This is a genomic window from Mycobacterium alsense, assembly GCF_002086635.1.
Taxonomy (GTDB): Bacteria; Actinomycetota; Actinomycetes; order Mycobacteriales; family Mycobacteriaceae; genus Mycobacterium; species Mycobacterium alsense.
Genome location: NZ_MVHD01000007.1, coordinates 91,520 through 105,334, shown reverse-complemented (window position 1 = coordinate 105,334; position 13,815 = coordinate 91,520). Strand labels below are relative to the sequence as shown.

Below are 13,815 nucleotides of genomic sequence, written 5' to 3'. Positions count from 1 at the left end.
AGCGTGGGCGGGTGGCCGACATCCACCGCAGCCGCCGCGTTGCGGCCCGCCCGCAACGGGTCTGGGATGTTCTCGCGGACTTCGCATCGATCGCCTCGTGGGCCGGCAACGTCGACCACTCGTGCATCCTGCATGCGGGGCCCGAAGGGGGAGCCGTCGGCACCGCGCGACGAGTCCAGGTCAAGCGCGACGCCCTCGTGGAAACGATCACCGAATTCGACCCGCCGCGCGCACTCGCCTACGACATCGAGGGCCTGCCCAGGCGGGTGCGCCGGATAGCCAACCGCTGGACGCTGGCCGCGGACGCGCCCGACGCGGCCGTCGTGACCCTGACCAGCACGGTCCACATCGGCTCCGGCACGGCCCAACGACTGGCCGAACGCATCCTGTGCCGCTTTTTGGCCCGACAGTCCGACGTGATGCTCGCCGGGCTCGCGAAACGATTGGAGAACACCCGTGTCTGATCGCCCCGATGTGATCATCGTGATGACCGACGAGGAACGCGCGGTGCCCCCATACGAGGCCCCCGAGGTGATGGCATGGCGCGATCGAACGCTGCACGGCCGCAAGTGGTTTGACGATAACGGCGTCAGCTTCGCCCGGCACTACACCGGCTCGCTGGCCTGCGTGCCCAGCCGCCCGACGATCTTCACCGGCCACTACCCCGACCTGCACGGCGTCACCCAGACCGACGGCATCGGCAAGACGGCCGACGACTCCCGCATGCGGTGGTTGCGCCGGGGCGAGGTGCCGACACTGGGCAACTGGTTCCGCGCGGCGGGATACGACACGCACTACGACGGCAAGTGGCACATCTCGCACGCCGACCTCGTCGACCCGGCGACCGGCGGCACGCTGGCGACCAACGACGACGACGGTGTCGTCGATGCGGCCGCGGTGCGGCGCTACTTGGACGCCGATCCGCTTGGGCCGTACGGCTTTTCGGGCTGGGTGGGTCCCGAGCCGCACGGGGCGCTGCTGGCCAACGCGGGCATCCGACGGGACCCCCTGATCGCCGACCGCGTGGTCGCCTGGCTCGCCGATCGCTACGCCCGCCGCCGCGCCGGCGATCCCGCGGCGCTGCGCGCGTTTTTGTTGGTGGCCAGCTTCGTCAACCCGCACGACATCGTGCTGTTCCCCGCGTGGTCGCGCCGGGGCCCGGTGCGACCGTCGCCGCTGGATCCGCCGCCGGTGCCCCCGGCGCCCACCGCCGACGAGGACCTGTCGGCCAAGCCCGCCGCGCAGATCGGCTTCCGCGAGGCCTACTACTCCGGATATGGCCCGGCGCCGTTGATCAACCGGACCTACGAGCGCGACGCCCAGCGCTACCGCGACCTCTACTACCGCCTGCACGCCGAGGTCGACGGGCCGATCGACCGCGTCCGGCGCGCGGTCACCGAGGGCGGCTCGGCCCATGCGGTGCTGGTGCGGACGGCCGATCACGGGGATCTGCTCGGCGCCCACGGCGGGCTGCACCAGAAATGGTTCAACCTCTACGACGAGGCCACCCGCGTTCCCTTCGTGATCGCGCGCATCGGCGAGCGCCCGACGGCGCCTCGCGTCGTCACCGAACCCACCTCCCACGTCGACCTGGTCCCGACGCTGCTGTCGGCCGCGGGCGTCGACGCCGGGGCGGTCGCCGCCACGCTGGCCGAGTCGTTCTCGGAGGTGCACGAGCTGCCGGGCCGCGACCTGATGCCGGTGGTCGACGGGGCGCCCGCCGACCCGACGCGGGCCGTATACCTGATGACCCGCGACAACGTGCTCGAGGGCGACAGCGGCGCCTCCGGCCTGGCGCGCCGCCTGAAGCGGACGGTCAATCCGCCCGCGCCGCTGCGGATTCGGGTGCCCGCCCACACCGCGACCAACTTCGAGGGGCTGGTCGTCCGCGTCGACGACGCGGCCGCACCCGGCGGCGCCGGGCACCTGTGGAAGCTGGTCCGCACCTTCGACGACCCCGCCACCTGGACCGAACCCGGCGTGCGCCACCTCGCCGCGAACGGGCTCGGCGGCGACGCCTACCGCACGTCCCCGCTGGACGACCAGTGGGAGCTCTACGACCTGACCGCCGACCCGATCGAAGCCGCCAACCGGTGGGCCGATCCTGATCTGCACGACCTGCGCGCGCACCTGCGCGCTCAGCTGAAGCAGGCCCGGGCCAGCTCCGTCCCGGAGCGAAACCGGCCGTGGCCCTACGCATCTCGCCGGCCACCGGAGCGTCGAGGCGGCTATTCGCGGCGGTCCCGTTCGATGCGGGTGTTCTGACGGATCTTCGACCGCGCCTGGTGCAGGTGCTTGGCCGCCCACTTGCGATACATGCGTTGCGCCCACGACATCCGCTCGTGCGAGCGCTCCGTACTCCGCACCAGCTCGAGTTCGACATGGTCGGGCTCCTCGGCCCCGATTTCGATCCGGTCGCGACCGTGGATGAACTCGAGCACCAGCGCGTCGGGGTCCAGCAATTCGCGCTCCCAGGCCTCGTGGTCGTCGAGGTCGGCGATGCCCATCGCGTCGGCGGCGTCGCGCAGCACCTCGCCCAGCTCGCCGCCCAGCAGTTGCCGAAAGGCGTCGGCGCCCTGGCGCGGGTTGGCGATCATCCATGAGTGGTACGCGCTGGGCACCTTGTACAGCGTGGCGTCGGACTCGTTGGCGATTTCGCGCGCGTAGGGGAAGGGGACGATCATGTCCTTTTCGGCGTGCACCACCATGGTGGGCATCCCCTCGTCGCGCATGGTGCGCAGCATCGGCGTGTAGTCGCCCGACTCGATGATGGCCCTGATCGTGCGGACGGCTCCGATCGGATACCGCAGGTTGGGCACCGCCACCGCCGCCAGCACGCGGAAGTATCCGAGCTGTTCGCCCGCCGAGAGCTGCGTCGGGTCGCCCAGCGTGTCGCGGACCGCGGTGTAGGCCGCGCCCAGCGCCTTGGTCGGAGACTTCACCAGATTCGGCATGGCGGTGTCGAACCGCGACCCCGCCGCCGGGTCGAACAGCACGGCCGCAATCACCCGCTCGGGCGCGCGTGCGGCCAGCTGAATGGTCATTCGCCCACCCATCGAATGGCCGACGAACACGGCTTGCCCGATGCCGAGGGCGTCCAACGTGCGCAACACCGAATCGGCGCGATCGGTGAAACCGCAGGCATCGCCGGGCAGCCGCCAGGTGTCGCCGTGACCGGCGGCGTCGACGGCGACGACCAGAAATCCCATCCCGGCGATCCGGCTGAGCATGCGCAAATACGCCCGGCGGCTCAGCAGGAGCCCGTGCATGAACAGCAACGGCACTCCGCGGCCGCCGATGGAAAGGCCGATCCGCCGCCCGTCGTCGAGTTGCACGATGTGATGGCTCAAGCGGATACGGCTTGGTGATGTCTCCGTCATTGGCACAGCGGGGATTCCCGGGCGGCGGGGCGCCGAAACGGTGAAAGCGGGCCAAGTGATAATCGGCTGACCCGACCAACAGGAGCGCGCCCTTGCCATCCACCCCGATCGGCCTGACCGACCAGATGATGCGGCGTCGTCCCGTAACGGGCGCGCACGTCGCCCGCGGCGCCGCGGACCACCTCAAGCGCAGCATTGGCGCGTTCCAGCTGACCATGTTCGGCGTCGGCTCGACGATCGGCACCGGAATCTTCTTCGTCATGTCCCAGGCGGTGCCCGAGGCCGGCCCCGGGGTGATCGTCTCGTTCCTCGTCGCGGGCATCGCGGCGGGACTGGCGGCCATCTGCTACGCCGAATTGGCCGCCGCCGTGCCGGTTTCGGGTTCGTCGTACTCCTACGCGTACACCACGCTGGGCGAGGTCGTCGCGATGGGTGTGGCGGCGTGCCTGTTGCTCGAATACGGGGTGTCCACCGCGGCCGTCTCGGTCACCTGGAGCGGCTACCTCGACAAGCTGCTGAGCAATCTGTTCGGATACCGGCTGCCGCACGCCCTGTCGGCGGCGCCGTGGGATGCGCAACCGGGCTACGTCAACGTGCCGGCCGTCGTCCTGATCGTGATGTGCGCGCTGCTGCTGATCCGCGGGGCCAGCGAATCGGCCAGGGTCAACACGATCATGGTGCTGACCAAGCTCGGCGTGCTGGCCATGTTCGTGGTGCTGGCGTTCACGGCCTTCGACGCCGACCATCTCCGGGACTTCGCGCCGTTCGGCGTCGCCGGGATCGGCTCGGCGGCCGGCACCATCTTCTTCTCCTACATCGGCCTGGACGCGGTGTCCACGGCGGGCGACGAGGTGAGGGATCCGCAGAAGACCATGCCGCGCGCCATCATCGCCGCGCTGGCGACCGTCACCACCGTGTACCTGCTTGTCGCGCTGGCCGCGCTGGGCACCGAGCCGTGGCGCGAGTTCGCCGGGCAGCAGGAGGCGGGCCTGGCCACGATCCTCGACAACGTCACCCATGGCCGGTGGGCCAGCACGGTTCTGGCCGCCGGCGCGGTGATTTCCATCTTCACGGTCACGCTCGTCTCCATGTACGGCCAGACCCGCATCCTGTTCGCCATGGGCCGGGACGGGCTGCTGCCGTCGAGGTTCGCCACGGTCAATCCGCGCACCATGACCCCGGTGAGCAACACCGCGATCGTCGCGGCGGCGGCGGGCGGGCTGGCCGCGTTCGTGCCGCTGGACAAGCTGACGGACATGGTGTCCATCGGCACGCTGACGGCGTTCATCGTCGTCTCCGTCGGCGTGATCGTCCTGCGGGTGCGCCAGCCCGAGCTGCCGCGGGCGTTCAAGGTGCCGGGTTACCCTGTGACGCCGGCCCTTTCGGTGCTGGCGTGCGGGTACATCCTGCTCAGCCTGCACTGGTACACGTGGATCGCGTTCACCGGATGGATTTCGCTCGCGCTGATCTTCTATTTCGTCTGGGGCCGCCATCACAGCGCGCTGAATGACACCGATGACACCGAGGACACCGAGGACACCGCGGACACCGAGGACACGGTGTGACCGTCGTCGTCGGTTACCGCGCCGGCGAAGTCGGCCTGTCCGGGCTGCACCTGGCCGTCCGCGCCGCGCGGACACTGGGCACCTCGCTCGTCGTGGCGACCGTCGTGCCCAAGCCGTGGCCGACCCCGTCGCTTGCGCGCGTCGACGCCGAATACGAGCAGTGGGCGGACAATCTGGGCGCCGAGTCGGCCGGGGAGGCCGCGGGGTTTCTCCGCGATATCGCCGGGGGGATCGACGTCGGCTACCTGCATCGCGCGCACCGTTCGGTGTCGGGTGGCTTGATCGAGGTGGTCGACGAAGTGGGTGGCGAGGTCCTGGTGCTCGGGTCGTTGCCCAGCGGTGGGCGCGGGCACGTGGTGATCGGCACGACCGCCAATTGGCTGCTGCACGCGTCGCGCGTGCCGGTGGCCATCAGCCCGCGCGGATATCGCGCGCACGCGGGCAGATTGACGCGGATCACCTGCGCCTTCGCGGCCACACCCGACGCGGTCGAGGTGGTGCGCCGGTGTTCGGACACCGCGCAGCGATTCGGGTTGCCGCTGCGGGTGGTGACCTTCGCCGTGCGGGGCAAGACGATGTATCCCCCCGAGGTGGGGCTGGCCGTCGAGGACGAGATCCTCGAGGCGTGGGCGTCGCAGGCGCGCGACATCATGGCCACGTTGAGGGTCGACGGGGTGGTCGGCGAAGACGTTGCGCTGCAAGTGGTTACCGGCCACGATTGGCATGACGCGCTGGACAAGGTGGACTGGCAGGACGGCGAGATCCTTGCGCTGGGGACCCGCCCACGCGACGAAATCCGCCGGGTGTTCCTCGGTTCCCGCGGCGCCAAGATCATCCGCGAGAGCCCGGTGCCGGTGCTGGTGCTGCCGGGCTAGCGCGTTTCGGCGCTCGAGCGGGTGGCGTTCAGCGCGGCACCTGCACCAGCGGCTGGCCACCGATTTGGCCCCAGCATCCGGCGGGGTCGCGCCCGTTCTTCACCTGGTCGTTGAGGCAGTTGAAGATCGCGATCCGCAGATCCGGTGGCGGTTGGTTGGCGCGTTGTTCGGCGGCCAACCGGTTCTGCTCCGCGGTCTTGACATCCTGCTGGGCGTTGATGGTCTCCTGAACCTTCTGGTTGTAGGCGTCGATGCGCTGCTGCGTCGGCTGGTCGTAAAAGATCCGCGGGATCCGCACATCGAGGATCTCGATCTCGGAGCCCACCGCCTCCTGCAGATCCTTCTTCACCTGTGCGGCCATCGCGGGCAAGTCCGCGCCCTGCGCGGGAGAGGGCATCTGCGGCTGCGCGCCGGGCGCGTTCGCGGCGGCCGCCAGCATGACCTGAGGGTTGAACGTCGCGAACACCTTCGACAACGCCACCTGCGCCTGCCGGTCCACCAACTGCTCCTTGATGGTCTGGAACACGTTGGCCCCGCCGTAATCCTGGAACAGCTTCGGGGCCGCGCCCTCCCGCAACCGCCAGCTCAGGTTCTCGTCGACGTAGGCGTTGGAGTTGTTGGCCAGCCGAACGTTGATCGCCGCCGGGTTGTTGTTGGCGCCCTTGCCCTGGCTGGCGTCGTCGTAGTTGTTCGATTCGAACGCCTGCAACTGGATCGCCTCCGACAGCTCGGAGACCTTGCGCCATGGCGCATGCCAGACAATCCCGGCGCCGTGGACACCAACCGGCTTGCCGAACTCGGTGATGATGCCGACGTTTCGCGTGTCCACCCGGTCGTAGGCGCTACTCAGCGTGAAGATCACGCCGAACAACGCGGCGGCGCCACAGATGCCCCACCACGTCGTCCGGGCCGGCTTGTCGAGGAACACGCTGGCGATGAGCAGCCCAATCGCCAGCAGGAAAAACAGGATCGCCACAATCCACCAACCAGGCATGCCATTCCTTTCCTTGGAATCCGTGAATCACATTTCGCCTACCGGCGAGCCGCGGCGTTGGCCGCCGCCTGGGCCTTGCGCAGGGTTTCGGCGACATCGCCTCGGCCCAGGAACATTTCGTCGAAGTAGCTTTGCAGTGCCGTGTACCCCGCGGGGAACCCGGCGCCGCCGGGGGCGGGGATGCGGGGGCCCTTGAGCACGGCGAAGAAGGGCGTGACGTCGACGCCCTCGGCGGCCCAGTGGTCGAAGTAGGCCCGCTGTGCCGACAGCACCGCGGGGATGGCCGCGCCGTGATCGCCCAGGTATTCATTGCCCTCGCGGCTGCCCATCCAGGCCAGGACCTGGCGCACCGCGTCCGGGTGCCGGGTTGCTGAGTTGCCCGCCGCGGCAATGCCATTGGTGACGCTCACCCGCCCGGCGGGGCCGGCGGGCATCATCGCCACGCCCCAGCGGAACCGCGCGTCGCGGGCGACCGGCTCCAGGTTGTAGGTGCCCGACTGAAACAGCGCCATCCGGCCGGCCAGGAACTGGTTGCGGGAGAAGTCGCCGTTGTCGTTGGTGTCCGCGGCCGGCGGCGCCACGTGGTCGTCGTTGATCAGGCCGACCAGGTAGCGGAACGCCGCCACCGCCGCCGGATTGTCGAACGCGAATTCGTCGTCGCGCTGGAACACCCCGCCCGCCGAGCCGATGTAGTTCAGGTAGATCCCCTGTGGGTCGTTGGCGGCGTTGTAGCCCCACTGGCGCACCCGTCGGGGGTCGAAACGCGGAGTGCCGGCGGCGTTTCCGTTGGCGTCGACGGTCAGCCGGGCCAGCAGCGGGCGCAACGTGTCGCCGCCGTCGGGGCTCCAGCGCAGGGTGTCGAGTTGCGCGGGGTCGACCCCGGCCGCCCCCAGCAGGTCCGCGTTGTAGTACAGCGCGATTCCGGCGTCGGTCAGCTGCGGCACGCCCCACAACACCCCGCCGCGGGTGAACTGGTCGACCACGGCCGGCTCCCAGTCGGCGGCGGCAGCCGGGCCCAGGGTCTTGCCGATGTCCAGCAGGCGGCCGTCGTCGGCGTAGGCGGCCAGGTACGCGTTGGACAGCCAGAAGATGTCGTCGGCGCCGCCGCCGGCGACGTCGGTGCGCAGCGTGTCGAAATACGTCGAGTACGCGACGATGTCGGTGCGCACCTCGATGCCGGGGTGCGTGCGGTGGAACGCCTCGAACGACCGGCGGTACGCCGCGGCGATCTGCTCGCCCCACAGCCGCACCTTGACGACGATCGTGCCGCCGTGGGACTCGCCGGAGTAGTCCAGCACCACCGCCATGAGCGCCAGCAGCGCCGCGACGAGCACCAGCGAACCGGCGACCACCGTGGAGGAGCGGGGGCGGGTCATGGTGTGCCGCGCCGAGATTGCCGTGGTGGTCGCGATCCGGCGCAAAATGCGGCGCTGCCGGCGATCTCGGCGCTCAACCCGCTCATTTCAGCCCCGAGACCACGATCGAGGCCACGATGTGGCGCTGGAAGCACACGAAAAGCGTGATCAGCGGGACGATCGCGAGCGTCGTGGCCGCCATCACCAGCGTCCACTGGGAGTTGAACCGCGACTGTAGATCGGCCGTCGCGACGGTGAGCACCCGCCACTTGTGCCCGCTGGTGATCACCAACGGCCACATGAAGTTGTTCCACTGCGAGACCACCGTGATCAGCGTCAGGGCGGCCAAGACCGGGCGACTGGACGGGACCACCACGTGCACGATCACGTCCAGGGTGTTGGCCCCGTCGAGGCGCGCGGCGTTGATCAAATCGTTCGGGATGATGCGGAAGTGCTCGCGCAGCAGGAAGATCGCGTAGGGGGAGCCGAACATGAACGGCAACACCAACGCCCAGAACGTGTTGCGCAGGCCCAGCTGCGCCATCATCAGATACATCGGCACCACGGTGACGGTCGCGGGCACCATCAGCGTCGCGATGTAGACCCAGAACAGCGCGTCGCGCCCGGGAAACTGCAAGCGCGCGAACGCGTATCCGGCCAGCACCGAAAACGTCAGCTGACCCACCAGGATCACGGCCGTCATCAGCGCGGTCACCGCCGCGGCGCGGCCGAATCCGGCGCCGCCCAGATCGGCGTAGTTGGCCAGCGTCGGCGGGCGCGGCCATTGCAGCGGCGTGCCGGTGACGAACTGGTGCGCCGAGGTGAACGAGGTCAGCAGGCCAAGCACGAAGGGCGCCAATGTGATCAGCGCGCCAAGCGCCAGCCCGGTGTAGACGATCGCGTTGAAGTGGCGGCTAGACGAGGTCATAGCTGATCCGCCGCCGGAAGTACAGATGCTGGACGACGGTGACCCCGATCAGGATGACGAACAGGACCACCGCCATCACCGACGCCCGCCCGATCGCCGCCGACCCGAAGGCCTCGGCGTAGATGCGGTGGGCCACCAGATCCGTGCTGCCCGCGGGCCCGCCACCGGTCAGCGCGTAGACCGTGTCGAAAACCTGTGCGGCGCTGACGATCCCGGTCACCATGACGAAGAACATCGTCGGGCGCAGCATGGGCAGGGTGATGCGCCAGAACCGCTGCCACGCGTTGGCGCCGTCGGTACGCGCGGCCGCATACACGTCGCCGGGGATCGCCAGCAGTCCCGCCAACAACGACAGCGACACGTAGCCGACGTTGGTCCACACGACGACGGCCGACACCAGCGGCAGCGCGAAGCCGGGGTCGGACAGCCACCCGATGCTGTGGCCGAGGACGGCGCTGACCGCGCCGTCGGTGGGCGCGAGGATCCAGCGCCACAGCACCGCGATCGCCAGCGGGGCGCAGATCCACGGCAGCACGTAGACGGTGCGAAACAGCCCGGTGCCGGGCAGCCGGCGGGCCAGCATCGTCGCGGCGACCAGCCCCAGGATGGTCTGCGCGGGAACCACGATCGCCACGAAGGCCGCGGTGACCACCAGCGAGTTGCCGAACCCCGGGTCGCCCAGCACCGACCGCCAGTTGGCCAGGCCCACGTAGCGCAGCGGGCCCAGCAGATCCCACCGGTACAGGCTCAGCCAGATCACCACCAGGATCGGCAGCAGCAAAAAGGCGACCACCCCGAACAGGCTCGGCGCCAGCAGGGCGTAGCCCAGCGCGGCGGATCGAGGCGGCTTGCTCGACACGGCGCTGGCCATGGAGGTATTAAAGCGGGCCGGGGCAGGAAGTCGATACGGTGGAGCCGTGACACCGAACCGGGGGATCGATGCCGACTTTTTGGACCTTCCCCGCCAGGAGCTCGCCGAAGCCGCGCTGGCGGCCGCCACAGCGGCCGGCGCCAGCCACGCCGACCTGCGCCTTCACCGGATCAGCACCGAGATCATCCAGCTGCGCGACGGCGAGCTGGAAAACGCCGTCGTCAGCCGCGAGGTCGGCCTGGCCGTACGGGTGATCGTCGACGGCACCTGGGGATTCGCGTCGCACGCGGAGTTGGCCCCCGCAGTCGCCGCCGAGACGGCGCGCCGCGCCGTGCACGTGGCCACCACGCTGGCGGTGCTCAACACCGACCGCGTCGAACTCGCCGAGGAGCCCGTATACGCGGACGCCACCTGGGTGTCGAACTACCGAATCGACCCCTTCGAAATCCCCGGCCCCGACAAGATCGCCGTGCTCGAGGAGTACTCCGGGCGGCTGCTGGGCGCCGACGGCATCGACCACGTGTCGGCCGTGCTCACCGCCGTCAAGGAACAGACGTTCTACGCCGACACGTTCGGGTCGTCGATCACCCAGCAGCGGGTGCGGGTGCAGCCGACGCTGCAGGCGGTGACCGTCGACGCCGCGGCGGGCAGCTTCGAATCGATGCGCACGCTCGCCCCGCCGATGGGCCGAGGCTGGGAAGCGGTGGCCGGCGACGACGTGTTCAACTGGACCGACGAGCTCGTGCAGCTGCCGGTGCTGCTCGCCGAGAAGGTCAAGGCGCCCAGCGTGGCCGCCGGGCCCACCGACCTGGTGATCGACCCGACCAATCTGTGGCTGACCATCCACGAATCCATCGGCCACGCAACAGAATACGACCGCGCGATCGGCTACGAGGCCGCCTACGCCGGGACGTCGTTCGCCACCCCCGACAAGCTGGGCACCATGCGGTACGGCTCGCCGGTGATGAACGTGACGGCCGACCGCACCGTCGAACACGGCCTGGCCAGCGTCGGCTACGACGACGAAGGGGTGGCGGCCCAAAGCTGGGACCTGGTACGCGACGGCATCTTCGTCGGCTACCAGCTCGACCGCGTCTTCGCGCTGAGACTGGGGCAACCGCGCTCCAACGGGTGTTCGTACGCCGACTCGCCGCATCACGTGCCGATCCAGCGGATGGCCAACGTCTCGCTGCAGCCCGCCGCCGAGGACATCAGCACCGACGAGCTGATCGGCCACGTCGAGGACGGCATCTACATCGTCGGCGACAAATCCTGGTCAATCGACATGCAGCGCTACAACTTTCAGTTCACCGGGCAGCGCTTCTTCCGCATCCGCAACGGCCGGCTGGACGGCCAACTGCGCGACGTCGCCTACCAGGCCACCACCACCGACTTCTGGAACTCCATGGAGGCGGTGGGCGGCCCGTCGACCTGGCGGCTGGGCGGCGCGTTCAACTGCGGCAAGGCGCAGCCCGGCCAGATCGCGCCGGTCAGCCATGGCTGCCCGTCGGCGCTGTTTCGGGGCGTCAACGTGCTCAACACGCGCACCGAGGGTGGCCGCCAATGATCCGCGCCGGCGACGATGCAGGGCGAAGCGATGCTGAGGAGTGGCGCGAATGATCACCGCGCAGCACGTCGTCAACCTTGTTCTCGACGAGGCAGCCAAGCTCGGCGGCGCCACCGAGACGATGGTGCTGGTCACCGACAAGGTCGAGGCGACGTTGCGGTGGGCCGGCAACTCCATGACCACCAACGGGGTTTCGGTGAGCCGCAACATCGCCGTGATTTCCGTTGTGCGTCACGGCGATAGCGCCCACATCGGTACGGTTGTCTCCGCCGAGGTGGATCCGCGGGTGATCCCCGGTTTGGTGGCCGCGTCCCAGGAGGCCGCCCGCTCGGCGCCCGAGGCCGGCGACGCGGCGCCGCTGCTGGCCGATACCGGCGAGCCCGCCGATTGGGACGCGCCGGTGCCGGGCACGGGCCCGCTGGTGTTCGCCGACGTCGCCGACTCGTTGAGCCGGGCTTTCCGCGGTGCCGATCGGCTGTATGGCTTTGCCCACCACAGCGTTTCGACGACGTTCCTGGCGTCGTCGACGGGGCTGCGGCGCCGCTACAGCCAGCCCACCGGCGCGGTGGAGATCAACGCCAAGCGCGGCGAGGCCAGCGCGTGGGCGGGGACGGGCACCGCCGATTTCGTTGAGGTGCCGACCGATTCACTGCTCGAGCAGTTGGCGACGAGGCTCGGCTGGGCCGAGCGCACCGTCGAGCTGCCCGCGGGGCGCTACGAGACGATCATGCCGCCGTCGACGGTGGCCGACATGATGATCTACCTGGCCTGGTCGATGAGCGGCCGCGGCGCCCAGGAGGGCCGCACCGCCTTCTCGGCCCCCGGCGGCGGGACGAGGGTGGGGGAGCGGCTGACCGACCTGCCGCTGACGCTGTTCTCCGATCCGATGGCGCCGGGGTTGGCGTGCACGCCGTTCGTCGCGGTGAGCAACTCCTCGGAAACGGTGTCGGTGTTCGACAACGGCATGGAGATCGCGCAGGTGGACTGGATCCGCGACGGGGTGATCAACGCGCTGGCCTACCCCCGGGCCACGGCCGCCAAGTTCGACGCCAAGGTCGCCGTCGCCGCCGACAATCTCGTGATGACCGGCGGACCAACCGAACTCGCCGACATGATCGCGGCCACCGAACGTGGCCTGCTGCTCAGCACGCTGTGGTACATCCGCGAGGTCGACCCCACCACCCTGCTGTTGACCGGCCTGACCCGCGACGGGGTCTATCTCATCGAGGACGGCGAGGTGACCGCCGCGGTCAACAATTTCCGCTTCAACGAGAGCCCGCTTGACCTGCTGCGCAGGGCCACCGAGGCCGGGATCAGCGAGAAGACCCTGCCCCGGGAATGGGGCGACTGGGCCACCCGGGCGGCCATGCCGTCGCTGCGGATACCCGACTTTTACATGTCGTCGGTGAGCCAGGCGCAATAATGTTCTGATGCTCGATCAATTGGTGGCGCTATCGCCCATGTCGCCCGGCGACGGACGCATCGCGGGCTTGGTCCGGCGGGTGTGTGCGCAGACGTTGTCGTTGCCGCCGTTGCCCGCGTGCGTGGAGGTCGGCGAGCCCGAGTCGGAGGCCGAGACCGTCGTCGCCGAGTTCGCCGAGCAGTTCAGCGTCGACGTCTCGGCGATCACCGGCGAGCAGCGGTCGCGGCTGTGGAAGCAGCTGGGGGACAGCACCTTCAACGTCGTGGTGCAGATGTACATCGCCGACTTCGTGCCGCGGGTGCGCGCCGGGCTGGAGGCGCTCGGCGTCGGCTCGGAGCATCTCGGTTGGGTTCGCGGGCCCGTCGCGTGGGACCACACCACCGAGCCGTCGGACGTGGTGTTCAACGAATTCCTGCCGGCGGTGGCCCGGATGCGCGCGCTGGATCCGATCACCGCCGAGTTGGTCCGGTTGCGCGGCGCGGCGCAGCACAACTGCCGGCTGTGCAAGTCGTTGCGCGAGGGCACCGCGCTGGACGCCGGGGGTTCGGAGGAGCTTTACGGCGACGTCGAGCGCTACGAGGACTCGCCGTCGCTGACCCAGCGCGCTAAGGCAGCGCTGCGCTACACCGATGGGTTAATTTGGACCCCTGCGCACCTCGTCGCCGACGTCGCCGCCGAGGTGCGCTCCCGGTTCTCGGAGGCCGAGGCCGTGGAGCTCACCTTCGACGTCATGCGCAACGCCAGCAACAAGGTCGCCGTCTCGTTGGGTGCCGATGCCCCCCGGGTCGAGCACGGCACCGAGCGGTACCTGCTCGATGCCGACGGGCAGACGGTGTTCAGCTGAACGCCGCGGGGCG

At 69.6% G+C, this 13,815-nt stretch carries 12 protein-coding genes; 7 read left to right on the top strand and 5 right to left on the bottom strand.

Annotated features, from left to right (window positions below):
- Positions 1-11: 11 nt before the first annotated feature.
- Both BST11_RS07000 and BST11_RS06995 read left to right on the top strand, forming a co-directional pair.
- Complete coding sequence (locus tag BST11_RS07000) at positions 12-464, top strand: SRPBCC family protein (RefSeq protein ID WP_083137231.1); 453 nt, start codon at positions 12-14, stop codon at positions 462-464.
- Positions 457-2,265, top strand: a complete 1,809-nt coding sequence (locus tag BST11_RS06995; RefSeq protein ID WP_083137230.1) for a sulfatase-like hydrolase/transferase — start codon at positions 457-459, stop codon at positions 2,263-2,265. Before BST11_RS07000 ends, BST11_RS06995 begins: the two co-directional genes overlap by 8 nt.
- Here the strand turns inward: BST11_RS06995 and BST11_RS06990 are convergent.
- Positions 2,229-3,380, bottom strand: coding sequence for an alpha/beta fold hydrolase (locus BST11_RS06990; protein WP_142276225.1), 1,152 nt, complete (start codon positions 3,378-3,380; stop codon positions 2,229-2,231). The genes BST11_RS06995 and BST11_RS06990 overlap by 37 nt on opposite strands.
- A gap of 125 nt (positions 3,381-3,505) precedes the next feature.
- Between BST11_RS06990 and BST11_RS06985 the strand changes: the two genes are divergently transcribed.
- Both BST11_RS06985 and BST11_RS06980 read left to right on the top strand, forming a co-directional pair.
- Positions 3,506-4,945 (top strand): amino acid permease, encoded by a 1,440-nt coding sequence (locus BST11_RS06985; protein WP_372509738.1) that lies wholly within the window; start codon positions 3,506-3,508, stop codon positions 4,943-4,945.
- Positions 4,942-5,820 (top strand): universal stress protein, encoded by an 879-nt coding sequence (locus BST11_RS06980; protein ID WP_083137228.1) that lies wholly within the window; start codon positions 4,942-4,944, stop codon positions 5,818-5,820. The genes BST11_RS06985 and BST11_RS06980 overlap by 4 nt, the downstream gene beginning before the upstream one ends.
- Positions 5,821-5,848: 28 nt before the next feature.
- Here the strand turns inward: BST11_RS06980 and BST11_RS06975 are convergent, their stop codons facing one another.
- The 4 genes from BST11_RS06975 to BST11_RS06960 all read right to left on the bottom strand — a co-directional run bounded on the left by BST11_RS06975 (position 5,849) and on the right by BST11_RS06960 (position 9,968).
- Complete coding sequence (locus tag BST11_RS06975) at positions 5,849-6,814, bottom strand: SPFH domain-containing protein (protein WP_083137227.1); 966 nt, start codon at positions 6,812-6,814, stop codon at positions 5,849-5,851.
- A gap of 38 nt (positions 6,815-6,852) precedes the next feature.
- A complete protein-coding gene (locus BST11_RS06970; protein ID WP_083137259.1) occupies positions 6,853-8,190 on the bottom strand; it encodes an ABC transporter substrate-binding protein in 1,338 nt (445 codons plus the stop codon).
- Positions 8,191-8,272: 82 nt separating this feature from the next.
- Positions 8,273-9,097, bottom strand: a complete 825-nt coding sequence (locus tag BST11_RS06965; RefSeq protein ID WP_083137226.1) for a carbohydrate ABC transporter permease — start codon at positions 9,095-9,097, stop codon at positions 8,273-8,275.
- Complete coding sequence (locus BST11_RS06960) at positions 9,084-9,968, bottom strand: carbohydrate ABC transporter permease (RefSeq protein WP_083137225.1); 885 nt, start codon at positions 9,966-9,968, stop codon at positions 9,084-9,086. The genes BST11_RS06965 and BST11_RS06960 overlap by 14 nt, the downstream gene beginning before the upstream one ends.
- 46 nt (positions 9,969-10,014) lie before the next feature.
- On the opposite strand from BST11_RS06960, the gene BST11_RS06955 reads away from it, so the two are divergent.
- From BST11_RS06955 to BST11_RS06945, 3 genes are read left to right on the top strand one after another with little or no spacing between them, the layout of a single operon-like run.
- Positions 10,015-11,535, top strand: coding sequence for a TldD/PmbA family protein (locus BST11_RS06955; protein WP_083137224.1), 1,521 nt, complete (start codon positions 10,015-10,017; stop codon positions 11,533-11,535).
- A gap of 49 nt (positions 11,536-11,584) precedes the next feature.
- Positions 11,585-12,958 (top strand): TldD/PmbA family protein, encoded by a 1,374-nt coding sequence (locus BST11_RS06950; protein WP_083137223.1) that lies wholly within the window; start codon positions 11,585-11,587, stop codon positions 12,956-12,958.
- 7 nt (positions 12,959-12,965) lie between these two features.
- Positions 12,966-13,802 (top strand): carboxymuconolactone decarboxylase family protein, encoded by an 837-nt coding sequence (locus BST11_RS06945; RefSeq protein ID WP_083137222.1) that lies wholly within the window; start codon positions 12,966-12,968, stop codon positions 13,800-13,802.
- The last annotated feature ends 13 nt before the right edge of the window (positions 13,803-13,815 follow it).